The organism is Streptomyces sp. NPDC048197 (genome assembly GCF_043202395.1).
Lineage (GTDB): Bacteria > Actinomycetota > Actinomycetes > Streptomycetales > Streptomycetaceae > Streptomyces > Streptomyces siderophoricus.
Map to the genome: position 1 here is coordinate 64,322 of NZ_JBIDAJ010000021.1, position 22,201 is coordinate 86,522.

At 69.9% G+C, this 22,201-nt stretch carries 23 protein-coding genes and 1 pseudogene; 11 read left to right on the top strand and 13 right to left on the bottom strand.

The features are described from left to right. Positions 1–6: 6 nt before the first annotated feature. Entirely contained in the window at positions 7–1,197 is a 1,191-nt protein-coding gene (locus ACGF4C_RS25490) for a sensor histidine kinase (protein WP_393569127.1), read from the bottom strand. A 297-nt stretch (positions 1,198–1,494) separates the two neighbouring features. Here ACGF4C_RS25490 and ACGF4C_RS25495 point away from each other — a divergent pair, with 297 nt between their 5' ends. After that, on the top strand, positions 1,495–2,121 hold the full coding sequence (locus ACGF4C_RS25495) for a hypothetical protein (protein WP_393569128.1): 627 nt from the start codon (positions 1,495–1,497) through the stop codon (positions 2,119–2,121). 69 nt (positions 2,122–2,190) lie between these two features. Here ACGF4C_RS25495 and ACGF4C_RS25500 read toward each other — a convergent pair whose 3' ends face one another. The 8 genes from ACGF4C_RS25500 to ACGF4C_RS25535 all read right to left on the bottom strand — a co-directional run bounded on the left by ACGF4C_RS25500 (position 2,191) and on the right by ACGF4C_RS25535 (position 10,884). Then, a complete protein-coding gene (locus ACGF4C_RS25500) occupies positions 2,191–3,123 on the bottom strand; it encodes a TauD/TfdA dioxygenase family protein (protein WP_393569129.1) in 933 nt (310 codons plus the stop codon). Between the two features lie 88 nt (positions 3,124–3,211). Beyond that, a complete protein-coding gene (locus ACGF4C_RS25505; RefSeq protein ID WP_393569130.1) occupies positions 3,212–4,603 on the bottom strand; it encodes an LLM class flavin-dependent oxidoreductase in 1,392 nt (463 codons plus the stop codon). Positions 4,604–4,646: 43 nt separating this feature from the next. Beyond that, positions 4,647–5,594, bottom strand: a complete 948-nt coding sequence (locus ACGF4C_RS25510) for an ABC transporter permease (protein ID WP_393569131.1) — start codon at positions 5,592–5,594, stop codon at positions 4,647–4,649. Continuing rightward, the gene (locus tag ACGF4C_RS25515) at positions 5,591–6,457 is read right to left on the bottom strand and encodes an ABC transporter ATP-binding protein (protein WP_393569132.1); all 867 of its coding nucleotides are present in this window, start codon (positions 6,455–6,457) and stop codon (positions 5,591–5,593) included. Before ACGF4C_RS25515 ends, ACGF4C_RS25510 begins: the two co-directional genes overlap by 4 nt. Before the next feature lie 2 nt (positions 6,458–6,459). Beyond that, positions 6,460–7,770 carry an ABC transporter substrate-binding protein gene (locus ACGF4C_RS25520; protein WP_393569133.1) on the bottom strand — a complete coding sequence of 437 codons (1,311 nt, stop codon included), beginning with the start codon at positions 7,768–7,770 and terminating at the stop codon, positions 6,460–6,462. 63 nt (positions 7,771–7,833) lie between these two features. Continuing rightward, entirely contained in the window at positions 7,834–7,995 is a 162-nt protein-coding gene (locus ACGF4C_RS25525; protein WP_393569134.1) for a putative leader peptide, read from the bottom strand. 154 nt (positions 7,996–8,149) lie between these two features. Beyond that, positions 8,150–10,372 carry a catalase/peroxidase HPI gene (katG, locus tag ACGF4C_RS25530; RefSeq protein WP_393569135.1) on the bottom strand — a complete coding sequence of 741 codons (2,223 nt, stop codon included), beginning with the start codon at positions 10,370–10,372 and terminating at the stop codon, positions 8,150–8,152. Between the two features lie 176 nt (positions 10,373–10,548). After that, on the bottom strand, positions 10,549–10,884 hold the full coding sequence (locus ACGF4C_RS25535; protein ID WP_393569136.1) for a hypothetical protein: 336 nt from the start codon (positions 10,882–10,884) through the stop codon (positions 10,549–10,551). Between the two features lie 165 nt (positions 10,885–11,049). On the opposite strand from ACGF4C_RS25535, the gene ACGF4C_RS25540 reads away from it, so the two are divergent. From ACGF4C_RS25540 to ACGF4C_RS25580, 9 genes and pseudogenes are all read left to right on the top strand, one after another. Continuing rightward, positions 11,050–11,466 (top strand): Fur family transcriptional regulator, encoded by a 417-nt coding sequence (locus tag ACGF4C_RS25540; protein ID WP_393569137.1) that lies wholly within the window; start codon positions 11,050–11,052, stop codon positions 11,464–11,466. Between the two features lie 216 nt (positions 11,467–11,682). After that, positions 11,683–12,030, top strand: coding sequence for a DUF1330 domain-containing protein (locus tag ACGF4C_RS25545; protein ID WP_393569138.1), 348 nt, complete (start codon positions 11,683–11,685; stop codon positions 12,028–12,030). A gap of 162 nt (positions 12,031–12,192) precedes the next feature. Further along, positions 12,193–12,396, top strand: a complete 204-nt coding sequence (locus ACGF4C_RS25550; RefSeq protein ID WP_393569139.1) for a hypothetical protein — start codon at positions 12,193–12,195, stop codon at positions 12,394–12,396. Positions 12,397–12,496: 100 nt separating this feature from the next. After that, positions 12,497–13,075 (top strand): carboxymuconolactone decarboxylase family protein, encoded by a 579-nt coding sequence (locus ACGF4C_RS25555; RefSeq protein WP_393569140.1) that lies wholly within the window; start codon positions 12,497–12,499, stop codon positions 13,073–13,075. Further along, positions 13,072–13,923, top strand: a complete 852-nt coding sequence (locus ACGF4C_RS25560; RefSeq protein WP_393569141.1) for an RNA polymerase sigma-70 factor — start codon at positions 13,072–13,074, stop codon at positions 13,921–13,923. The genes ACGF4C_RS25555 and ACGF4C_RS25560 overlap by 4 nt, the downstream gene beginning before the upstream one ends. Positions 13,924–14,028: 105 nt before the next feature. Continuing rightward, positions 14,029–14,920, top strand: a pseudogene (locus ACGF4C_RS25565) (GNAT family N-acetyltransferase). A gap of 13 nt (positions 14,921–14,933) precedes the next feature. Continuing rightward, positions 14,934–15,716, top strand: coding sequence for an aminotransferase class IV family protein (locus ACGF4C_RS25570; protein ID WP_393569142.1), 783 nt, complete (start codon positions 14,934–14,936; stop codon positions 15,714–15,716). 102 nt (positions 15,717–15,818) lie between these two features. Then, entirely contained in the window at positions 15,819–16,391 is a 573-nt protein-coding gene (locus tag ACGF4C_RS25575) for an FABP family protein (RefSeq protein ID WP_393569143.1), read from the top strand. 263 nt (positions 16,392–16,654) lie between these two features. Further along, positions 16,655–17,572, top strand: coding sequence for a hypothetical protein (locus ACGF4C_RS25580; RefSeq protein WP_393569144.1), 918 nt, complete (start codon positions 16,655–16,657; stop codon positions 17,570–17,572). A 49-nt stretch (positions 17,573–17,621) separates the two neighbouring features. On the opposite strand, the gene ACGF4C_RS25585 is transcribed toward ACGF4C_RS25580, so the two are convergent. The 3 genes from ACGF4C_RS25585 to argG form a co-directional block, all read right to left on the bottom strand. Beyond that, positions 17,622–18,053: a GNAT family N-acetyltransferase gene (locus ACGF4C_RS25585; RefSeq protein WP_393569145.1), complete on the bottom strand. Its 432-nt coding sequence runs from the start codon at positions 18,051–18,053 to the stop codon at positions 17,622–17,624. 40 nt (positions 18,054–18,093) lie between these two features. Further along, positions 18,094–18,723, bottom strand: coding sequence for a dihydrofolate reductase family protein (locus ACGF4C_RS25590; protein WP_393569146.1), 630 nt, complete (start codon positions 18,721–18,723; stop codon positions 18,094–18,096). 202 nt (positions 18,724–18,925) lie between these two features. Further along, positions 18,926–20,371: an argininosuccinate synthase gene (gene argG / locus ACGF4C_RS25595; RefSeq protein WP_030410329.1), complete on the bottom strand. Its 1,446-nt coding sequence runs from the start codon at positions 20,369–20,371 to the stop codon at positions 18,926–18,928. Positions 20,372–20,535: 164 nt separating this feature from the next. On the opposite strand from argG, the gene ACGF4C_RS25600 reads away from it, so the two are divergent. After that, complete coding sequence (locus ACGF4C_RS25600; protein ID WP_393569147.1) at positions 20,536–21,216, top strand: DUF899 family protein; 681 nt, start codon at positions 20,536–20,538, stop codon at positions 21,214–21,216. Positions 21,217–21,325: 109 nt separating this feature from the next. Here ACGF4C_RS25600 and ACGF4C_RS25605 read toward each other — a convergent pair whose 3' ends face one another. Continuing rightward, positions 21,326–22,201, bottom strand: coding sequence for a geranyl diphosphate 2-C-methyltransferase (locus ACGF4C_RS25605; protein WP_393569148.1), 876 nt, complete (start codon positions 22,199–22,201; stop codon positions 21,326–21,328).

Consider the following 22,201-nt stretch of genomic DNA (forward strand, 5'->3'; position numbering starts at 1 on the left):
GGATGGTCACTTCGGCTCCTCTGTCACCTTCGGCTTTTCAGGCACCTTCGGCCGCTTGGACTCCCTCGGCCCCTTGGACTCCTTTGTGGGGGCGGCCGGCAGCGGCAGGACCGCCGTGAGGCACCAGCCGCCCTCGTCGAGCGGTCCGGCGGTGAGGCTGCCGCCCCGTGCCTGGACGTCTTCGGTGAGGGCAGCGATCCCGCGCCCGCCGCGCCGGCGCAGGCCGGTGGGGCGATGACTGGAGGGCGTGCCCGGCGGCTCGTTGGTCACGCACAGTTCCACGCCTGTGGGGGTGCGCGATAAGCGGACCTCCGCGCGGGGCGTCCGGGGGGCGTGCCGGTGGATGTTGGTGAGCGCCTCGGCCACGATGCGGTAGGCCAACGCCCCCGCCTCCGGGGCGGCGAGAGCGAAGGCGTCCGCTGCGCCCGGCGGCAGTTGGAGGCGGACTTCCGTTCCGCTTAGCGCAGCGAAGTCGTCCAGTAGGGTGGCGAGTTGGGCGATTCCCGGTGGATGGTGTGACGTGCTCTCCGGTTCCTGGTCGCCGTCCAGCAGGTGCATCGTGCGGTCCATCGCCTCCAAGGCGTTCAGACCCGCCTTCTCGATCCGCTCCAGGGCCAGTACGGCCTGGCCGGGATCGGCCGGGGCCAGGAAACGGGCTGCCTGGGCCTGTACGACGATGCCGCTGATGTCGTGCGCCACGAAGTCATGAAGGTCACGGGAGAGCTGTAGCCGCTGGGTCCGCCGGGCCGCTGCGACCGCGGTACGCCGGCGCTGCTCCACATGACGGGGATAGGCGCCGAGGGCTGCCGCGGCGAGTGCCGGGAGCAGCCAGAACGACGCCGCGCCGGCACGTTCGAGGAAGCCGGCGTGGACCAGCGGTACGGGCCAGGCGGCTACCGCGAGGGCTGCGAGCGGAATCGCGAGGCGCAGTTCCCGTCGGGGCGACCAGCGGGCGACCGCCGCGATGAGGGGCAGCAGCAAGACCGCGTCCACGAGCTTCAGGGCCGAGCCGGTATGCGTGGTGGCAGCCGCGGTGCTCGCCAGGGACAGCAGCGCGCAGACCACGGTGGGGCGGGCCAGTCGGGTGTGCGCGGCGGTGCGGCGGCGGGCCAGGGTCCAGGTCGCGGTGGCTGCTGCCGCGAGTGCCGGCAGGCAGTCAAGTATCAGCTGCGGCACGGCTGGTGTCGTCTCCCCCATGGTGATCAGCCTACGAGGCGTGATCATCCGGCCCGCGTTCGGCACGTGTTCCGGCAGCGTGCTGTCCGCGTTCGTCCTGTCCGCGCGTTCGTACGGTCCGTGTCCGTGCTGTCCGCGTTCTGCCTGGCATCTCCGCCTGGCATCTCTGCCGAACGGCAGAGGCACGCCACGGGAGGTCTGCATTTATCTGCCGGTCGGCCGATGGGCGGGGGTGGTGGGTGCGGGCGAGGCTGGTTCCCGTTCGGTCCAGGCCGACCGGCACCCCACCAACTTTCTTCTTGTTAACGGGAGTTAGCTATGCGTTTTGTCTCGCTCGGCGCCGTGGGCGCCGCCGCAGTGCTCGCCGGGATCACCGCGGCGGGGCCCGCGACCGGCGACGCGTCCGCCGCCCGGACACCCGCGAAGAAGTCCAGCAAGGTCGCGAGCGTCCACGGATCAGGACGTATCGCGTACGTCTACTCGCCCCACGACGACATCCGCTTCACCATCGACGCCGAGGCAGCGCCCTTCACCCGTCGCATGCCGGGACTGCCGCTGCCCGGACTGCCCACCGACGCCAAGGGCACCGTCACCATCAGGCACTACTCACCGGCCCACCACGTCATCGGCTGGTCGAAGGCGAAGGTCGACTGCCTGGTCACCGGGGGCGGCACGGCGACGCTCACCGCGGTCGTGGAGGAGTCGAACGTCGGGACGAAAGGCAAGCGGATCGGTCTCAGCATCCAGCAGGGGCGCGGCGCCGGACCGGACCGCCTCGGCTTCGGCTGGGACATCGTGAACTTCGAACCCCGCGCCAAGGACAAGAAGGACCTGGAGTCCCCCACCGGCACCTGCATGGCCCCCGCTCCCTTCGCGCCGGTCGTCAAGGGCGCCTTCACCGTGCAGCACCAGGAACTGCCGCCGTTGCCTTCGAAGCGAGGGTGACTGGGGTGCGGACGCCGGGGCGCCCACCGCATGTCGCGGTGGGCGCCCCGGCGGGCGGGCTCGGTGGGCTCAGGCCGCGGCGGGCGTGTAGTGGGTGGCGTCGTCGCCTTCGAGGGTGTGGCTGAGCGTGCCGTCGATGCCGGCCGGGACATCACCGGCGACGGTCACCCGGTGCAGCAGACGCGGCAGGTCGCCGTAGTCGTCGGGGGCGTAGTGCTGGGTGATGCGGTTGTCGAAGAGGACGAGGTCGCCGGGAGTCCAGGCCACCCGCACGATGTTCTCGGGGCGGGTGACGTAGGACTGGAACAGGCGCAGCAGGTCGCGGGAATCGGACGGGCCGAGGCCCACGATGCTCTGCGCGAAGCCGCCGATGAACAGCCCCCGCTCCCCGGACTCGGGATGCACCCGCACCAGGGGATGTGCGGTGCGGTACTTCCGTGAGACGAACTGCCGGCGGTGCTCGGCGGCCTTGTCGTTCTTCGGGGCGGCGTAGTCGTAGTCGTTGGTGTGGACCGCCCACAGCTTGTCGGCCAGCTGACGCAGGGGCTCGGGCAGATCTTGGTACGCGGCGGCCGTGTTGGCGATGAGCGTATTGCCGCCGTAGGGCGGGACCACGATGCTGCGCAGCGTGGACGCCTTCGGGGGCGTACGGACGAAGGTGACATCGGTGTGCCAGCGGTTGGCGCGGATGCCCTCGTCGCCGTTGACGGACAGGATGTTCGGCTGTCCGTCGACGGAGGGGACGGTGGGATGCGCGGTGGTGAGCTCGCCGAAGAGGGCGGCGAACCGGAGCTGGCCGGCGTCGTCGAGCTGCTGATCGCGGAAGACCAGGGCCTTGTGTTCCAGGAGCGCGGAGTTGATTTCGGTGACGAGGGCGGGCTCAAGGTCGGCGGCGAGGTCCACACCGGTGATCTCGGCGCCGATGCGCCCCCCGATCCGGCGGATGTCGAAGCCTGCGCTGTTGCTGTTGCTGTTGCCGTTGCGGTTTGTGTTGGTGGTCATGGTTGGCGGTTCTCCGTTCAGGGGGTGATGGGTTGGGTGGGGAATGTGCTGGAATTCGCCAGCGCCGTAGGGGAGTTGAGCAGTGGGGTCACGGCGCGTGGCGCGTCGGGGTTGCGGCGGTGGCCGGCCGGTTTGCGGTGCGGTTGGCGGTCCGGTTGGCGGGGCGGGGCAGGCCGTAGTGGTCGCGCAGGGTGCGTCCGGTGTATTCGGTACGGAACAGACCGCGCCGCTGGAGGATGGGCACGACGTGGTCGACGAAGTCCTCCAGGCCGCCCGGCAGATGGGGCGGCATGATGTTGAAACCGTCGGCAGCGCCTTGGCTGAACCACTCCTGGAGCTGGTCGGCGATCTGCTCGGGCGTGCCGACGACGACCCGGTGGCCGCGTCCGCCGCCGAGGCGGGCGATGAGTTCGCGCAGGGTGAGGCCGTCGCGGCGGGCGAGTTCGGCGACGAGCGTGAAACGGCTCTTGTTCCCGTTGATGTCCCGTTCCTCGGGCAGTTCGGGCAGTGGCCCGTCCAGCGGCAGCCCGGTCAGATCGGTGCCGAGCATCCCGGACAGCTGGGCGAGCCCGTACTCGGGAACCTGAAGCCCCGTCAGCTCGCGGTCCAGCGCCTGCGCCTCGGCCTCGGTCGATCCGATGACCGGGCAGATGCCGGGCAGGACCTTCAGCTCGTTCTCGGACCGGCCATGGCGCGCCAGCCGGGACTTGAGGTCCTTGTAGAACGACTGGGCGTCGGCGAGGGTCTGCTGGGCCGTGAACACGGCCTCCGCGTACTCGGCCGCGAACTCCTTCCCGTCCTCCGACGAACCTGCCTGCACCAGCAGTGGGTGGCCCTGCGGACTGCGCGGGACGTTCAGCGGGCCCTGCACCCCGAAGTACGCTCCACGGTGGCTGATCTCCCGCACCCGGCCGGTGTCGGCGTAGACGCCGCGCTCACGGTCGAGCAGGATCGCGTCGTCCTCCCAGCTGTCCCACAGCTTGGTTGCGACCTCGACGAACTCCCGCGCCCGCGCGTAGCGCAGCCGGTGTTCCAGGTGCTCGTCCTGTCCGAAGTTGCGGGCTTCGTTGACGGTGCCCGAGGTGACGATGTTCCAGCCGGCCCGGCCGCCGCTGATGTGGTCCAGGGAGGCGAACTTGCGGGCGGTGTGGAACGGCTCGTTGAAGGTGGTCGACACCGTGGCGATCAACCCGATGTGTTCGGTGACCGCGGCCAGTGCGGACAGCAGGGTGAGCGGTTCGAAGCCGCCGAGGGCGTTGTGACGGACCTTTCCCCACAGCGCCAGGCCGTCGGCGAAGAAGATCGAGTCGAGCCGGCCGCGCTCGGCGGTCTGCGCGAGCTGCTGGAAGTAGCGCAGGTCCGTGATGCGTTCCGGCTGCGTACGCGGGTGCCGCCAGGCGGCGTCGTGGTGGCCGGCGTTCATCAGGAAGGCGTTGAGGTGCAGCCGGCGAGGGGTGGTGGGATGGTCGACGGGAGGCATAGGGGCTCCTCGGAAGCGGAATGGGTGCCGGAGTGCGGCCGGGTCAGCCGGCGGTGGGGACGCGCCAGGAGCTGAGCCGCCGCTCCACGGTCACCAGGACCTGGTTGAAGGCCACGCCGATGGCGGAGATGGTGAGGATCCCGGCGTACATCTGCGGGATCGCGAAGTTGAACTGCGAGGAGTTGATCAGGTAGCCCAGACCTGCCTTGGCGCCGATCATCTCGGCGGCGACCAGCACCAGGATCGATGCCGCTCCGGCCAGCCGGATGCCGGTGAACATGACCGGTACCGAGGACGGCAGGATGACCTTCTGGAACAGGCGCGGCGCGGACAGGTCCATCGACCTGGCCAGCCGGAGCAGCGTCGGGTCGACGTTGCGTACGGCGCTGATGGTGTTGAGCAGGATCGGCCAGGTGCACGCGTACACCACGATGGAGATCTTCGAGGTCTCGCCGATCCCCAGCAGTAGGACGAACACCGGCAGCAGGGCCAGCGCGGCGGTGTTGCGGAAGACCTCCAGCAGCGGTCCGAGCAGGTCGGCGACCGGCCGGTACCACCCGATCAGCAGACCGAGCGGCACGGCGACGGCCACCGCCAGCCCGAATCCGCTGAACGACCGTGCCAGGCTGGCGCCCGTGTGGTCGGCCAGCTGACCGTCGGCCGCCAGCTCCCACCAGGCCCCGGCGACCTCGCTGAACGGCGGTAGGAACGTCCGGTCGACCAGACCGAGCCGAGGCGCGGCCTCCCACAGAAGCAGCAGGGCGACGACCGCCGCGGATTTGGTGACGCCCTTCAGCAGGAGGGACGGCAGTCGGCGCACCGCCCGGCGGAAGCCCGCCGTCGAGCGGGAGCGGGATCGGGGTGGCACGCCCGGTGGCGGTTCGGAGGAGCGCACGGGTACGGGGAGGGCGGGGGTTCGCGTGCTGCCGGTTCCAGTGCCGGTGCCGGGGCGTGTGCTGGTTGCGGCGTTCGTGCCGAGTGCGGGGCTCATACGAAAACCGCCTCCTTCTCCAACTGCTGGGACCTGGCGACCTCGTCGTGCAGCAGCGACCAGATGTCGTGCCGGTACCGCGCGAACTCGGGGCTGGACCGCAGGTCGTCCGTCTCCGTGCGCGCGTCCAGGGCGATCGGCACGACCTGCTTGATCCGGCCGGGCCGGGAGGTCATGACGGCGACCCGCTGTCCCAGATAGACGGCCTCCTCGATCCCGTGCGTGATGAACACGACCGTCTTTCCGGTGCGCTGCCAGATCCGCAGCAGTTCGTCCTGCAGCGACTCCCTGGTCTGGGCGTCCAGCGCGGCGAACGGCTCGTCCATCAGCAGCACGTCAGGGTCGTAGGCGAGGCTGCGGGCGATCGCGACCCGCTGCCGCATCCCGCCCGACAGCTCGTGCGGATGTCGGTTCTCGAACCCGGACAGACCGACCAGCTCCAGGAACTCCCTTGCCCGTGCGCCACGTTGGCGCCGTGGTACCCCGGTGGCCTCCAGGCCGAACTCGACATTGCCGAGCGCCGTGCGCCAGGGCAGCAGCGCGTACTGCTGGAAGACGATGCCGCGGTCCAGGCCCGGGCCGGTGACGGGTCGGCCGTCCAGCAGAATCCGCCCGCTGGTCGGGCGGGCGAGACCGCCGAGCAGATCCAGCAAGGTCGACTTCCCGCAACCGCTGGGCCCGACCAGGACGACGAACTCACCCGCCGCTATCTCCAGGTCGATCCCGTCGAGGGCGGTGAACCGGGTCACCCGCCGTGCCCCCGCGCGGTCCGCACCCGCCCGGCCCTTCCGTGCCCGGTCCTTGACGGTGAAGTCCTTCCGTACGCCCTCGAACGCGATCTTGGGTGTGATTGCTTCCGTCATGGTCAACTCCCGCTCTTCGAAGGGGAATCCGAAGAGGAATCCGAAGAGGAATTCGATGGGGAAGGAGACGGCGAAGAAGACGGCGAAGGAGCCCCGGAGCCGCCCGTCTTATGGGCCTTGGACCCATTGCCGTTGAACTCGTTCGTGTAGAGCTCGGACACCGTCACCTGGCCCTTCCGGATGTCGCCGCGCTTGGCCAGCCAATCGACCCAGAGCTGGAGTTCCTTACCGGTGATACGGCCGGCCGTCTCGGCCACGCCCCACGACCTCCAGTACTGCAGCGGAGCGACGTCCTCATTGCGCCCGCGCTTCTGCACGATGTCCGTCATGCGGGCGACGACTTCCTTGCGCGGGGTGGCGCGGGACCACTCGATGGCCCGCCCCACCCCGGTGACGAAGATCCGGGCGGTGTCCGGGTTCTGCTGGAGAAAGCGGTCCGTCATCACATACGTGCCGGCACTGAAGGCGCCGAGCAGCCCGTAGTCACTGAACAACTGGCGAATTCCGCCCTTCGCCAGCGCCTTGTCACGCAGAATTCCGCCCAGCACGGCCACCTCGATCTGGTGCTGACGCAGGCTCTGCTCGGTGTTGACGGGCGGCACCACCAGCGGTTCGACCTTGCCCGTCTGCTCCCGGGACAGACCGCCCCGCTCCAAATAGATGTCGAGCAACGCCTCGGCATGGGCCCCGAGGGTGTTCATCCCAACTTTCTTGCCGATCAGGTCACGGGCCGAGCGGATCGGGCTGCCGTCGAGTACGTAGTACCCGTTGTACGCGTCCTTGTCGGCGCCGTAATAGCTGATGACGGCCTTGATGGGCGCCTTGTTCGCGGCCAGTTTGACGACCGCGCCGTTGAACGCCCCGCCGAAGTCGATCTGGCCGGTGGCCGCGGACTGGATGTCCTGCGGGCCGCTGGTGGTGTTGCCGATCCACTTCAGCTTGACGTCTTCCAGAAAGCCGAGGTCCGCGGCCAGTTCCGGCAGGATGACCTGGCCGGCCCAGCCCTGGTACCGGAGCGTCCTGGTCTGCCCCCGGCCGGCAGACGCACCGGTCGCCGTCGTGCCGCAACTCACCGCGGCCGCCGACATTCCGAGCAGAGTGAGGAATTGTCGTCGGGTCGATGCGTTCCATGTGGTCATGGGAAATTCCTGTTTCGGGAGGGGGAAACGCGTACAGTGCGCGGCGATGTGCGCGGGCGCGCAGCACAAACACCGGTCAGTGGAAAAGAAACCTCGTCGCGAATTGCCCGTGGTCAAACGGCCATGCGCAGCGGCAGATCCGTCATCCACGGAAGCCGCGAGAAAACCGGGCATGGCAACGCCCTGGGATTCATGGAACGAGTCAGGAGAGAGCCCGGCCCCGGTCGACAGGGCCGGCTAGCGACCAGCGGCACAGATGGCGCTGGCCTGACGTCGCAGATCGACGTGCAGGCGCGCGGCGAATTCCTCGGACTGGCTCACACCCGAGAGGTTGACAGCGAAATCCGGCCACGTCAACGGCTCTTCCGAAGGCGTCTCACATACCGAATTCGCTGTCACGCGCGCGAAGTACGGCGTTCACAGTGCGGCTGCGAAGGAGCCCATTCTCCCGAAATGTGCGCCCCGAAAATATACGTTCCCCCGAAATGCAGGACGTCCGGGCCGGCCCCCCGCGGGCCGACCCGGACGTCACCTCAGGTCACTCGATGCGTGATCAGGCCAGATCGAACCGGTCCAGGTTCGACACCTTGACCCATGCCGCGACGAAGTCGTGCACGAACTTCTCCTTCGCGTCGTCGCTCGCGTAGACCTCGGCGAGCGCGCGCAGCTCGGAGTTCGAGCCGAAGACGAGGTCTGCGCGGGTGCCGGTCCACTTGACCTCGCCGGTCGCGTCGTCGCGGCCCTCGAAGGTGTTCTGGTCCTCCGAGGTCGCCTGCCACGTCGTGCCCAGGTCGAGCAGGTTGACGAAGAAGTCGTTCGTCAGGTTGCCCGGGGTGTCGGTGAAGACGCCGTGCGAGGTCTGCTGGTGGTTCGCGCCCAGGACGCGCAGGCCGCCGACGAGGACGGTCAGCTCGGGGGCGCTCAGGCCCAGCAGGTTCGCCTTGTCGAGCAGGAGGTATTCGGCCGGCAGGCGGTTGCCCTTGCCCAGGTAGTTGCGGAAGCCGTCGGCGGTGGGCTCCAGCGCCGCGAAGGACTCCGCGTCGGTGTGCTCCTCCGTCGCGTCCACGCGGCCCGGCGCAAAGGGCACCTCGACGTCGTAACCGGCGTCCTTGGCGGCCTTCTCCACGGCGGCGGCGCCACCGAGGACGATCAGGTCGGCCAGCGAGACCTTCTTGGCGCCGGACGAGGCATGGAACTCCCGCTGGATGCCCTCAAGGGTGCGCAGCACCAGCGCCAGCTGGTCGGGGTCGTTGGCCTCCCAGCCGCGCTGCGGCTCCAGGCGGATGCGGCCACCGTTGGCGCCGCCGCGCTTGTCGCTGGCACGGAAGGTCGAGGCCGACGCCCATGCGGTGGACACCAGCTGCGCGACGGTCAGCCCCGAACCGAGCAGCTTGGCCTTCAGGGCCGCGATGTCCTCGGCGTCGATGACCTCGCCCTCGGCCTCCGGCAGCGGGTCCTGCCACAGCAGGGTCTCCTCCGGGACCTCCGGACCGAGGTACAGCGACTTCGGGCCCAGGTCGCGGTGGGTCAGCTTGTACCAGGCACGGGCGAAGGCGTCCGCGAACTCGTCCGGGTTCTCGTAGAAGCGCCGCGAGATCTGCTCGTAGACCGGGTCGAAGCGCAGCGACAGGTCGGTGGTGAGCATCGTCGGGAGCTTCTTCTTCGACGGGTCGTGCGCGTCGGGGATGATCGCCTCGGCGTTCTTCGCCACCCACTGGTGGGCGCCGGCCGGGCTCTTGGTCAGCTCGTACTCGTACTCGAAGAGGTTCTTGAAGAAGCCGTTGCCCCACTGGGTCGGCGTCGCGGTCCAGGTGACCTCCAGGCCACTGGTGATCGCGTCGCCGCCCTTGCCGGTGCCGAAGCTGTTCACCCAGCCCAGGCCCTGCGCCTCGATCGGGGCGGCCTCCGGGTCGGGGCCGACGTTCTCGGCCGGGCCGGCGCCGTGGGTCTTGCCGAAGGTGTGACCACCGGCGATCAGGGCGACGGTCTCCTCGTCGTTCATCGCCATCCGGCGGAACGTCTCACGGATGTCGCGGGCCGCGGCGATCGGGTCCGGGGTGCCGTTCGGGCCCTCGGGGTTGACGTAGATCAGGCCCATCTGGACCGCGCCGAGCGGGTTCTCCAGCTCGCGGTCGCCGGTGTAGCGCTGGTCGTCGAGCCAGACCTTCTCGGGACCCCAGTACACGTCCTCCTCGGACTCCCACACGTCCTCGCGGCCACCGGCGAAGCCGAAGGTCGTGAAGCCCATGGACTCCAGGGCGACGTTGCCGGCGAGGATCATGAGGTCGGCCCAGGACAGGTTCTTGCCGTACTTCTTCTTGACCGGCCACAGCAGACGGCGGGCCTTGTCGAGGTTGCCGTTGTCCGGCCAGCTGTTGAGCGGGGCGAAGCGCTGCTGACCGGCTCCGGCGCCGCCGCGGCCGTCGCTGATGCGGTAGGTGCCCGCGCTGTGCCAGGCCATACGGATCATGAACGGGCCGTAGTGACCGAAGTCGGCCGGCCACCAGTCCTTGGAGTCCGTCAGCAACTCGGCGATGTCCCGTTTCACGGCCGGGAGGTCGAGGCTCTTGAACGCCGCGGCGTAGTCGAAGTCCTCACCCAGCGGGTTGGCCACGGCGGGATTCTTGGCGAGGATCTTCAGATTGAGCCGCTCCGGCCACCACTGGGCGTTGCCACCGCCCTGGGTCGGGTGCAGGGCGCGCCCGTGCGCAACCGGGCAGCCGCCTGCCTCCTCGGACTTCGGGTCCGTGACGATCGCGTCGTGGTTCTCAGACATGGGAATCCTTCCGAACTGGGCAGATCACCGAACTGGGCAGATCACGGTGCTCAGGAACTACGGATGGGAAAACAGCCGGGGCGGCGGGCCCCGGGAGGTGACCGGCCCCGACGAACGAGAGGCCGTGGTCGTCGGACACGGTCAGCCACAACGCCATACCGACCGCGTGGTGGACATCAGCGACGACACCGCAGGACCGGCACGCGCAGTGGTGGCGGCCGTCGCGCACGGATCCCCCGCACCGGACCGGCCGGCCGACCGGCCCGACGCCAGGACGACCTCTGCCTGGGCAGAGAACCCGCACCGGCACCGACGGCGCGTACGCGAACGGCACACTCCCGCCCGAAAGGGGCGACCTGCTCCTGCAGCAGCTGCTTCAGTAAGAGCTGCTCCAGCAGGACCTGCTCCTCGACCAGCGCCGGGCCGCCGGCACCCGCCTGCGCGCTGTCCTGGCTGTCCGCGGCCAGGGCACCGGAGGCGGTGGTGAGCGGACCCGTCCCATCAACCGTCACGGGCTTTCCCTGCTGTTGTCCTGTCCCTTGGCTGTCGCCGGAACCGATCCTACGATGGACGAAGTCCAAGTCAATACAACAGCCAGACCCGTACGGATTCATTCGCCGGAAGACGCACTGTCCGGAGGTGCGCTGTCCGGAAGACGCACAGTAAGGCTGGTGGTCATGAGCGACCTGCTGGACCGGCTCCGCCGACGAGGCTGGCGGATGACTGCCCAGCGCCGGGTAGTCGCCGAGGTACTCGACGGCGAGCACGTCCACCTCACCGCGGACGAGGTGCTCGCCCGCGCCGCTGTCCGGCTGCCGGAGATCTCCCGCGCAACCGTCTACAACACCCTCGGCGAGCTCGTCTCGCTCGGCGAGGTGGCCGAGGTGGCCACCGACGGCCGCGCCAAGCGCTACGACCCCAACGCCCACCGCCCCCACCAGCACTTGGTCTGCTCGAACTGCGGCGCCATCCGGGACGTCCACCCCGCCGGCGACCCCCTGGCCGACCTGCCCGCCTCCGAACGCTTCGGCTTCACCGTCTCCGAGGTCGAGATGACCTACCGAGGTCTGTGCCCTGACTGCAACCAGGCGTGAGTGGCTGGTAGCCGTCGGGCGCGGGCGGTGTCTGGTCGGGCGCCGGGCGCCATGGCGGCATGCGATGGCCGAACAGCGGCCACACCGCAGTGAGTTGTCGACACGGCCGTCGCGCTCGGTGTCCCGACCAGGCAGCTTTTCGAAAACATCTTCGACGTCGACCGGCTGCGTGCCATGATCGCGGCGTATCTCAGCCGTACCAACGGGAAGGTTTTCATGCCTGCTTACGTCATAGGCCATCTCCAGGAGGCGGTACCGCATGCGGAGATCGCTGAGTACATCGAGCGGATCACCGCGACCTTCGAACCGTACGGCGGTCGCTTTCTCGTGCACGCGGCGCAGCACGAGGTGAAGGAGGGCAGCTGGCCCGGGCACGTCGTGGTGATCGGTTTTCCCGGCACGGCCGAGGCGCGGGCCTGGTGGGACTCGCCCGCCTACCAGGAGATCGCACCGCTGCGTTCGCGGCACATCGAGGGCGACATCATCCTGGTCGAGGGCGTGCCCGAGGGGTACGACCCCGGCGCTACCGCAAAGGCCCTGCGGGAGTCGATTCCCGCTGAATGACGGTGAGTTGAACCGTGCCGCGGGTCGCCGGAAACCGGGCTACCGGCTCAACGGGTCACCCCGCCGCGAGCCACCGGCCGCGGCCCGCGGCGCCATGGCCTTACCGTTGCGCCGTGGGCGCGTTCGGAGCTGCTGCGTGAACTGGGGCGCCCGGACCCGGACTTGCTCGACGACCGGCTGATCGACGCACTGGTGGCCCACGGCCGTGGCGAGCACATCGCCCACCGCGTCCAGGCACACTTCGACGCCGGTGCCGACCACGTCAGCCTCCACCTGGTGACCGCCCCACCCGGCGCCCCGCCCGTAGGACAGTGGGAGCAACTACGCCTGCAATGGGAGCAACTCGCCGGATACCTGCCCGGCTGATGCGTCACCCACCCCGGGCCAGCCAGGGTTGTCACATCCGAGGATGCGGCGGTGTCTTCATGGCGTACCGGCAGACATACACACCTACAGGGAGAACACCATGTCGCTACGCGTTCCGAAGGCTGAGCTTCCCGCCGACCTCCGCGAGAACATGATCAAGCAGCTCGGTGCCGTGCCCGAGCCCGTCGAGGTGGTGTGGCACAGCCCCAAGGTCGCCACGGCCAACCTGGAGTTCTCGGCCAAGCTGGCTGAGTGGGATGCGGCCGATGAGGGCCTCAAGTCGTTTGCGCACATGGCCGTCGCGGCGCAGGTCGGCTGCAGCTGGTGCCTCGATGTCGGCTACTTCCAGGCGCAGAACCAGAACCTGGACCTGACCAAGGCGAGCCAGGTGCCGCGCTGGCGGGAGTCGGAGGTGTTCACGCCGCTGGAGCGGGACGTCCTTGAGTATGCCGAGGCCATGACGAGCACGCCGCCGACCGTCACCGATGAGCTGTACGCGGGCCTGCTGGACCGGCTCGGCCCGGCGGCGATGGTCGAACTCACCGCGTACATCGCCTTCGTCAACATGGCGACCAGGAACAACAACGCGAACGGGGTGGCCTCGCAGGGCTTCTCCGAGGCCTGCGAGGTTCCGTTGGCCACTCGTCCGGTGCGCTCCGGCGCGGCATCGACGGCATGACCGAGGACCCGTTCGTCGCCCACCGCACCCTGCTCTTCACGGTCGCCTACGAGATGCTCGGGTCGGCGGCCGATGCGGAGGACGTGCTGCAGGATTCCTGGTTGCGGTGGGCCGGCGTCGACCAGTCACAGGTGAACGACCCGCGGGGGTACCTCGTCCGGGTCGTCACCCGGCAGGCCCTCAACCGTCTGCGGACGCTGTCCCGCCGCCGGGAGGAATACGTCGGCGAGTGGCTGCCGGAACCGCTGCTGACCAGCCCGGATGTCGCCGAGGACGTCGAACTCGCGGAGAGCGTCTCGATCGCGATGCTGACCGTGCTGGAAACGCTCGGGCCGGCGGAGCGGGCGGTGTTCGTGCTGCGGGAGGTCTTCGACCTGCCGTACGGCGAGATCGCCGAGGCCGTCGGGAAGTCCGCTGCGGCGGTGCGGCAGATCGCCCGGCGGGCCCGCGAGCATGTGGCGGCCCGGCGGCCGCGGGTGCAGGTGAGCCGGTCGGAGCAGCAGGCCGTGGTGGAGCGGTTCCTGGCCGCCCTGCGCACCGGGCAGGTCCAGGAGCTGCTGGAGGTCATGGCGCCGGACGTGGTCCTGATCGCCGATGGCGGCGGGCTCGCCGCAGCCGCTCGGGCCCCCATCCACGGGGCCGAGCTGGTGGCGACGCTGCTCGCGCGGCCCGGCCGTGCGGTGTCGGCCGTGTGGCTCAACGGCGCACCCGCGGGCCGGATCGAGATCGACGGCCGGCTGGCCGCGGTGAGCCTCGTGGTGGAGGACGGGCGGGTCACCCGGATCCACGCGGTGGCCAACCCGCAGAAGCTGACGCGGTTGGACGAGCCGGCCGAACTCGCCAGGTAGGCCGCTGTTTTTGCGGTGGCGCACGGGTGTTCCGGGCGGTGAGAATCGCCCGGAACACCCACGCACCGCTTGCCGCTTGCCCTCACCCCTCACGACGGAGACCTCTTGTCGCTTCACCTCACCGCCCTGACCGATCCCGAAGACGGGCGGTACAGCCGGCGTCTTGCCTGGCTGGCGTCCGACGCCGACGCCATACCCGTCGGGACGGCATTCCTCCGCCTGTTCACCGCCGCCGGGGCAGGACCACCTGGCCGAACTCGCCGTCCAGGTGCATCCGGTGGAGCGCCGCAACAACGTCGGCTCCCGGCTGCTCGACGTCGCGGTGGCAGCGGCTCGGGACAACGCCAGACGCAGCGTCATCGCCCAGGCCGACGCCGGATCGCCCGGCGACTCCTTCCTGTCGGCCCGCGGCTTCCGCAAGGTCCTCACGCTGCGGTTCACCCGCTTGTCACTGGCCGACGTGGACAGCGCCGCCCTGGCCGATGCCGTCGCACGTCCGCACCCCGGCTACCGGCTGGTGTCATGGCTCGGGACCGTCCCCGACGACCTCGCCCAGACCTTCGCGGCCTCGCGCCGCGCCATGGACGACATGCCCATGGACGACACCGATCACGGCACCGTCGTCTGGGACGTGGACCGGGTCCGCGCCGCGGCCCGGGCGGTCGCGGAGCGCGGCGACCAGCTGCACACCGTCGCCGCCGTCGACGAGTCCGACGGCTCGATCGCCGGTTTCACGGAACTGGTCGTCCCCGGCAGCGGTGCGGGCGACGGCCAACACTATGGAACCGGCGTACTGCCCGCGCACCGCGGCCACGGTCTCGGCCGATGGATGAAGGCGGCGTCGATCAGCTATGCCCACGGGCACCACCCGGGCCTCGGTGGCCTTGTGACCGACACCGCCGACAGCAACACGCACATGAGGCGCATCAACGAGGAACTCGGTTATGAACCCACGCACGAGGTGCTCCAGTACCAGCTCGACCTGGAAGCCTCCTGACATGCTGTGGGGCATGGCGCATCTCGACGGAAAGCCCGTTACCACCGATGACTTGCTCCCGCTGGCGTTGACGGGCTACGGACACTTCACGACCATGCGTGCCGACGCCGACCACCGGATCCGGGGACTGTCCCTGCACCTGGACCGTCTCGTACGGGACTGCGGGACCGTCTGGGGCGCCGCTCTGGACACCGGCCGCGTCCGGCAGTTCGTCCGCCAGGCACTGGCGGGGCAGCGTGGTCCGTGCGTGGTCCGCGTGACGGTCTACGACCCCACGGTGGCCGTCGGTCACCCGGCAGCCGCCGATCAGCCCCGGGTGCTGGTCACCGTACGCCCGGCCGGGGCGATGCCCCCGCCGCCGTTGCGGGTGACGAGCGTCCCCCATGAGCGCGACCTCCCGCAGGTCAAGCACTGCGGACTGTTCGGCGCCCTGCACGTCCGCCGCGCGGCACAGCTCGCCGGCTTCGACGACGCCCTGTTCGTCGGGCCCGACGGGCACGTCAGCGAAGGAGCCACCTGGAACGTCGGCTTCATCGACGACGCCGGCACCGTGGTGTGGCCGCAGGCCCCCGTGCTGCCCGGCATCACCATGAAGCTCCTGCAACAGCAGGTCGAGCACCGGATCACCCCGCTCACCCTGGCCCGGGCCAAGGGGATGCGGGCGGCATTCGCCACCAACACCAGCATCGGCGTCCGGGCGTTGACGGCGATCGATGACGCCCCGCTGGCCGTTGCGGACCCGGTGCTGAGCACGCTGCGCGAGGCGTATCTGTCGATCCCCGGCGAGGAGCCGTAGGGACACGGACCCCAGGCGACCCTCGACGTCCGGCCGCCGTACGGCTCACCGGCCCTAGGCTGCCACCAGCACCGACCTTCCTACGTCTCAGGAGCGCACCTCATGTCCGACCCCGCCCCGAAGCACCCGTACCCCGATGCGTTCCGGCCGGACGAAGCACCTGCGCCCCACGCACTGCTCGCGCCGCTGACCGGGCTCCTGGGCACCTGGGTCGGCCGGGGGCGTGGCGGGTACCCGACGCTGGCCGAGGAGTTCACGTACGCACAGGAGGTCACCTTCAGCCACGACGGGCGGCCGTTCCTCCGTTACGAGGCACGCGCCTGGCTCCTCGACACGGACGACGCCCCGCTACGGCCCGCCGCCCGCGAGAGCGGCTGGTGGCGGCTGCAGCCGGAGGGCCGCGTGGAGGCGTTGATCACCCAGCCCACGGGGATCGCGGAGATCCTGGTCGGCCGCGCGGGCGAGGGCACCGTGGAACTGAGCACCCATCAGATGGCGCTCACGCCCACCGCGAAGGAGGTCACCGCCACCCGCCGCCGCTACGACCTGACCAGCCAGGACACCCTCACCTTCGTCCACGACCTCGCGGCGGTCGGCGAGCCGCTGCAACACCACTTGGCGGCAGAGCTCCGGCGCGCCAACGGCAGTTGGGTGTGCTGTCCCGGGCGTTGGTGACAGGCAACCAACATCGTCATGCCGCCATCTCTCCGGGTGACCAACCGACTGGGGGACACGATGAACTGGTCCAGACTGATGGGCGTGATGGCGGCCGGCCTTGTGCTGGCGGGTGCGGCGCCCATTCGGCGAGCACGACCGGGGCGAAGCAGAGCCCGGGGGCGTCCGCGCACCACACACACCAGACCGGCGCACACCCCACCAGCGACCACGCCAAGGGCAAGAGCGGATGCACGATCCCCGCCGGCAAGCCCGCCTTGTTCGTGGACGGCGCTTCCGAGGCCCGCCCCGGGCTACGGCTCACCATCAGCCTCGACGGTCTCAAGTGCAACCCGGCGGACCCGGTGGTGGCCCGGTCGTCCGCGTTCAGCGGGCCGGTACGGCTGAGCTGCCAGGACGGCTCCTGCAGGGCCACGACCTCCGTCTCGATGACGGCCAAGCCCCGCTCGCACCCGGTCTCGGTCACCATCGCGGGCCGTACCATTGCCCGCGACAAGATCCGGGTCGGGCGGTCCAAGCGCCCGTCGCTGGAGCTCAATCAGGCCGAGGATGTGGCCCGCCCCGGGGCGCCGGTGTGGGTGTACTTCGACGACCTGTACCCCGGTGAGCGGGGCACCCACTTCACCGTGCGGTCCTCGGCCCTGCCACGGCCCGTGCGCCTGACCCACGACGTGGCCGACTTCAACAACCCGCGCACGTTCCAGGCCCGGCCGGAGCTGAAGCCGGGCCTGGCGGACGGCACGTACACCTTCGAAGTGCTGGGCCCGCACGGCCGGCACATCTTGAACCAGCGCCTGACCGTCCGCGCGTCCCGCCCCGGCGAGCCCGATTACCTCGGCAAGGCGTACGGCCCCGACCTGTACGACCCGGGCGTCGGCTACGCCGACAGTCCGCACCGGCACAGCCTCCGGGTCGCCCGCGGAGGAAAGGTCGAGGTCATGTGGCACGACATGACCCCCGACCCGGGCGAGGAGATGCGGCTGACCGCCACCTCCCCGGCGTTCACCCACGTCGTCCGCCTCCGTTCCGACGACAGCAAGTCCGCCGACGGCGACAACCCGCGCTTCGTCAACACGGCCACCATCCGTACCGACATCAAGCCGGGCCGCTATCCGGTGACGGTCGTCGCCCACCACGGCCGCGTCAAGAAGGTCGGCCATGTGATCGTGACGGCTCGGTAGGTGCGGGGGGTCTGGTGGCCCGGCGGTGCGTCCGGCGGGCCACCGGCCGTCAACTCCCGCCCATGAAGCGGTACATGCCCACCGAATCGTGCGCGGCGGTGTCGGCGAAGCCGAACTTCTCGTAGAGGAAGCGCGCGGGGCCGTCCGCGATCAATGAGACGTACGCGGTGGCGGGCGCCCGGTTTTCCAGCTCCTCGGTGAGCGCGGCCATGATCCGCTTGCCGAGGCCTCGCCCCTGGTGCGCGGGGTGCACACACATGTCGACGATCTGGAACGCGGTACCCCCGTCCCCGATGATCCGCCCCATGCCGATGGGCTCGCCCTGGTGGTGGAGGACGACGCCGTACCACGTGTGGGGCAGGGCGAGCGCGACGGCGTCGGGGGCCCGGTCGGAGAGGCCGGCATCGGTCCGCAGGCGGCGGAAGACCTCGACGGAGGGCACGCCCGCGCGCAGCTCGTAAGGGCCGCTTATGCTGTCCATGCCTTACATGGTAGCGGTGCTCGGGGTGCCGTGGGCGCCCTCACCCCTGCTCTTCCAACATGAAGGAGCCGTACTCCGGGGTGCCTGCTCGTTCGTAGGCGCAGTACTGCACTCCCGCGCTGGTGGTGCGGCATTCGGTGAGCGTCCAGGCGACAGGCGTGGCGCCCTCGCCGAAGAGCCGCTTGCCGGTGCCGAGGACCACAGGGTTGACGAGCAGCCGGTACTCGTCGACGAGGTCGTGCTGCTGCAGGGTGTGGATCAGCTCGCTGCTGCCCTGGGTCATGAGCACGCCGTCGAGCTGTTCCTTGAGCTGCGCGACGGACTGTGCGGCCTCGCCCTTCAGTAGGTGGGAGTTGTGCCACTCCAGGCTGTCGCGGGTGCGTGAGGCGACGTACTTGGGCATGGAGTTGAGCTTTACGGCGATCGGGTCCTTCGGGTCGGTGACGCGGGGCCAGTGGGCGGCGAAGATGTCGTAGGTCTTCCGGCCCAGCAGGAGATGGTCGGCGGTCCGCTCGAAGATCCCCGTCATGAGGTCCATGAAGTCCTCGTCGACGTAGGGGACCTGCCAGCCGCCGTGCGCGAAGCCCTTGTCGACGTCCTCGTTCGGCCCGCCGGGGGCCTGCATCACGCCGTCCAGAGTGACGAACGCGGTGACGATCAGTCTGCTCATGCTGCTGCCTTTCCGGTACGGAAGCCGCGTGCACCCGGAATGCCTCCCGGGCCGGCGAGCCTCATCACCTACCACCTTGACGCAGACGACAGCGGCCGGCTCGGCGCCAGGGGCGCTGAGCCGGCCGCTTCGGTGCTGCGTCAGCCGCGGGCGTGGTGAGCGTGCTGCTCGCCGTCCGGGCCGGGAGGGCCGTTCCGTCCGGTCAGTCCGTGCCGGACTCCATCGCGGCGCGGTCCAGCCACTCGTCGTCGCCGGAGACCTCGCCGCGGGAGGCGATGGCCTCGGCGCCGCCCTCCGGCAGGCTGCCGATCAGTCCGGTCGCGGCCGCCTGCGCGGCGCCGACGGCGGGGTTGGCGGTGCCGATCAGGCCGAGTCCCGCGTACTGCTCCAGCTTGGCGCGCGAGTCGGCGATGTCGAGGTTGCGCATGGTGAGCTGGCCGATCCGGTCCACCGGGCCGAACGCGGAGTCCTCGGTGCGCTCCATGGACAGCTTGTCCGGGTGGTAGCTGAACGCCGGGCCGGTCGTGTCGAGGATCGAGTAGTCCTCGCCGCGCCGCAGCCGCAGCGTCACCTCGCCGGTGACGGCCGTGCCGACCCACCGCTGGATCGACTCGCGCACCATCAGCGCCTGCGGGTCCAGCCACCGGCCCTCGTACATGAGGCGACCGAGCCGACGGCCCTCGTTGTGGTACTGGGCGAGGGTGTCCTCGTTGTGGATCGCGTTGACCAGGCGCTCGTACGCGGCGTGCAGCAGGGCCATGCCGGGCGCCTCGTAGATGCCGCGGCTCTTGGCCTCGATGATCCGGTTCTCGATCTGGTCGGACATGCCCATGCCGTGGCGGCCGCCGATGGCATTGGCCTCCATCACCAGGTCGACGGCGGAGGCGAACTCCTTGCCGTTGATCGTCACCGGGCGGCCCTGGTCGAAGCCGATCGTCACGTCCTCGGTGAGGATCTCGACCGACGGGTCCCAGAACCGCACGCCCATGATCGGCTCCACCGTCTCCACGCCGGTGTCCAGGTGCTCCAGCGTCTTCGCCTCGTGGGTGGCGCCCCAGATGTTGGCGTCGGTGGAGTACGCCTTCTCCGTGCTGTCGCGGTACGGCAGGTCGTGGGCGAGCAGCCACTCCGACATTTCCTTGCGGCCGCCGAGCTCGGTCACGAAGTTCGCATCCAGCCAGGGCTTGTAGATCCGCAGGTGGGGGTTGGCGAGCAGACCGTACCGGTAGAACCGCTCGATGTCGTTGCCCTTGAAGGTCGAGCCGTCGCCCCAGATCTGGACGTCGTCCTCCAGCATCGCCCGGACCAGGAGGGTGCCGGTGACGGCGCGGCCGAGCGGGGTGGTGTTGAAGTAGGCCCGCCCGCCCGAGCGGATGTGGAACGCCCCGCAGGTCAGGGCGGCCAGACCCTCCTCGACGAGCGCCGCGCGGCAGTCGACCAGGCGCGCGATCTCGGCACCGTAGGTCTTCGCGCGGCCGGGCACCGAGGCGATGTCGGGCTCGTCGTACTGGCCGATGTCGGCGGTGTAGGTGCACGGGACGGCGCCCTTGTCACGCATCCACGCGACTGCGACGGAGGTGTCGAGGCCGCCCGAGAAGGCGATGCCGACGCGCTCGCCGGCGGGAAGGGAGGTGAGGACCTTGGACATGGAAAGAGTATGCAGCATCTCGCATGGTCATGCAAAGGGGGTGCGGCCGACCGTGTCTCCGGGACGGGAGAATCCGCTGCCTCGGCTGCCTCGCGAGCCCCCGCGCGGGAGCGGACAATGGTGGCCGGGGCAGCAGCTCCCTGCCGGTCGCGGAGGAGGCAGCGATGCGTCACACCCATCTGACCGCGGAGTCGGCGGCCTACACCGACGCACGTGAGGAGCTGCGCCAGGCCGAGATCGAGCTGATGCGCCACCGCGAACGCGTCGCCGAGCTGCGCCGCCGGCTGCCGCCCGGGCCGGTCGTCGACGACTACGCCTTCGAGGAGGGCCCCGCCGACCTGCACGCCGACGACGCACCCGGGCAGACCGTCCGGCTCAGCGAGCTGTTCACCCGGCCCGGGCGGGACCTCGTCATCTACCACTTCATGTACGGCAAGCGGCAGACCGAGCCGTGTCCCATGTGCACGATGTGGATCGACGGGTTCAACGGCGTCGCCCGCCACCTCGGGCAGAACATCGACCTCGCCGTGATCGCCGCGGCCGACCTGCCCACACTCCGCGCGCACGCCCGCAACCGGCAGTGGACGAATCTGCGGCTGCTCAGCGCCGGCGCCAGCTCGTTCAAATACGACCTCGGCAGCGAGGACGCCGAGGGCAACCAGGACTCGACGGTGTCGGTCTTCACCCGGGACGGCAACGGGGACGTGCGCCACTTCTACTCGGCGCACCCCCGGATGTCCGAGGACATCGACCAGCGCGGTATCGACCTGCTCTGCCCGGTGTGGCACTTCCTCGACCTCACCCGGCACGGCCGGGGCGACTGGTTCGCCGCACTCAACTACTAGGCCGGGCGCCGGCCGGCGGCGGGCTGGCTCGCCCGGCGGAACCGAGGGGCGTAAGGCCCGCCCGGGCGCACCGGTGGGGGCTGCACCGTGCGGCGCAGCCCCCCGAGACTCACACGCGGTCGGCGGCGATCAGCAAGTACTGGAAGCTGCCGTTGCGGTAGGCGTTCAGGAAGGTGTCCTCGATGCCGGTGACCAGGTGGTCGGCCTGGCGGCGCAGTTCCCAATAGGGGAGTGCGGCCTCCGTGAGGTCCTGGACGTGCACGGGGACCAGCCGGTTGCGGGCCATGGCGCGGAAGTACGCCGAACGAGGATGGATGTCGCAGATGTAGTGGGCGTTGATGAGGGACACCTCACGGGAGGCCCGCCCATAGGCGTCGTTGTAGCAGCCGGTGATCACGACGTACCGTCCACCGCGCCGCAGCAGCCGTGCGTGCTCCGCGAAGAGCAGGTCCAGTTCGACGTACATGCTCGACTCGTTGTTCCAGGACGCCGCGTACGCACCGGAGGTGAAGCCGGTGTCGAGCATGTTGCGGTGGTGGTAGCGCACCCTGTCGTCGATACCGCGCTTACGGGCCTGCCCGTTGGCGAAGTCGGCCTGTTTGGCGGAGATGGTGGCCCCGTCCGTGTGGCACCCGTAGCGGAGGTGGGCCACCACGCTGCCACCGCCGCGCCCGCAGCCGGCGTCGAAGACGCGGTCGGTGGGGGAGAGGTCGCCGAGGTGGGAGGCGAGGAGTTCGGCCTGGGCGTGTTCCAGCCGGTGCAGTTCGCCGGTGATCCGCTCGCGGCGCCGTTCGGGGTCGGACTCCTCCAGTACCGACCGGTCGGCGTCCCCGATGCCGTAGTGGTGGTGGTACAGGTCGTCGATCTTGCCGAGTTCGAGGTTGACCGGGTTTTCCTCGGCGTTCCAGTAGTCCGCGACCCGGGACTGGTACGTGGACTGGGTGGGCACCGGCGTGCGTGCGGTGTCGGCGTGAGCGATGGTCAA

What these genes read in the sequence shown, in the direction of transcription:
- ACGF4C_RS25590 (WP_393569146.1), bottom strand. Translation starts at nt 18,723, where the DNA reads ATGAGCAGACTGATCGTCACCGCGTTCGTCACTCTGGACGGCGTGATG.
- ACGF4C_RS25570 (WP_393569142.1), top strand. Translation starts at nt 14,934, where the DNA reads ATGGCGCATCTCGACGGAAAGCCCGTTACCACCGATGACTTGCTCCCG.
- ACGF4C_RS25545 (WP_393569138.1), top strand. Translation starts at nt 11,683, where the DNA reads ATGCCTGCTTACGTCATAGGCCATCTCCAGGAGGCGGTACCGCATGCG.
- ACGF4C_RS25510 (WP_393569131.1), bottom strand. Translation starts at nt 5,594, where the DNA reads ATGAGCCCCGCACTCGGCACGAACGCCGCAACCAGCACACGCCCCGGC.
- ACGF4C_RS25505 (WP_393569130.1), bottom strand. Translation starts at nt 4,603, where the DNA reads ATGCCTCCCGTCGACCATCCCACCACCCCTCGCCGGCTGCACCTCAAC.
- ACGF4C_RS25555 (WP_393569140.1), top strand. Translation starts at nt 12,497, where the DNA reads ATGTCGCTACGCGTTCCGAAGGCTGAGCTTCCCGCCGACCTCCGCGAG.
- ACGF4C_RS25575 (WP_393569143.1), top strand. Translation starts at nt 15,819, where the DNA reads ATGTCCGACCCCGCCCCGAAGCACCCGTACCCCGATGCGTTCCGGCCG.
- katG (WP_393569135.1), bottom strand. Translation starts at nt 10,372, where the DNA reads ATGTCTGAGAACCACGACGCGATCGTCACGGACCCGAAGTCCGAGGAG.
- argG (WP_030410329.1), bottom strand. Translation starts at nt 20,371, where the DNA reads ATGTCCAAGGTCCTCACCTCCCTTCCCGCCGGCGAGCGCGTCGGCATC.
- ACGF4C_RS25515 (WP_393569132.1), bottom strand. Translation starts at nt 6,457, where the DNA reads ATGACGGAAGCAATCACACCCAAGATCGCGTTCGAGGGCGTACGGAAG.
- ACGF4C_RS25490 (WP_393569127.1), bottom strand. Translation starts at nt 1,197, where the DNA reads ATGGGGGAGACGACACCAGCCGTGCCGCAGCTGATACTTGACTGCCTG.
- ACGF4C_RS25520 (WP_393569133.1), bottom strand. Translation starts at nt 7,770, where the DNA reads ATGCCCGGTTTTCTCGCGGCTTCCGTGGATGACGGATCTGCCGCTGCG.
- ACGF4C_RS25495 (WP_393569128.1), top strand. Translation starts at nt 1,495, where the DNA reads ATGCGTTTTGTCTCGCTCGGCGCCGTGGGCGCCGCCGCAGTGCTCGCC.
- ACGF4C_RS25540 (WP_393569137.1), top strand. Translation starts at nt 11,050, where the DNA reads ATGAGCGACCTGCTGGACCGGCTCCGCCGACGAGGCTGGCGGATGACT.
- ACGF4C_RS25585 (WP_393569145.1), bottom strand. Translation starts at nt 18,053, where the DNA reads ATGGACAGCATAAGCGGCCCTTACGAGCTGCGCGCGGGCGTGCCCTCC.
- ACGF4C_RS25600 (WP_393569147.1), top strand. Translation starts at nt 20,536, where the DNA reads ATGCGTCACACCCATCTGACCGCGGAGTCGGCGGCCTACACCGACGCA.
- ACGF4C_RS25500 (WP_393569129.1), bottom strand. Translation starts at nt 3,123, where the DNA reads ATGACCACCAACACAAACCGCAACGGCAACAGCAACAGCAACAGCGCA.
- ACGF4C_RS25560 (WP_393569141.1), top strand. Translation starts at nt 13,072, where the DNA reads ATGACCGAGGACCCGTTCGTCGCCCACCGCACCCTGCTCTTCACGGTC.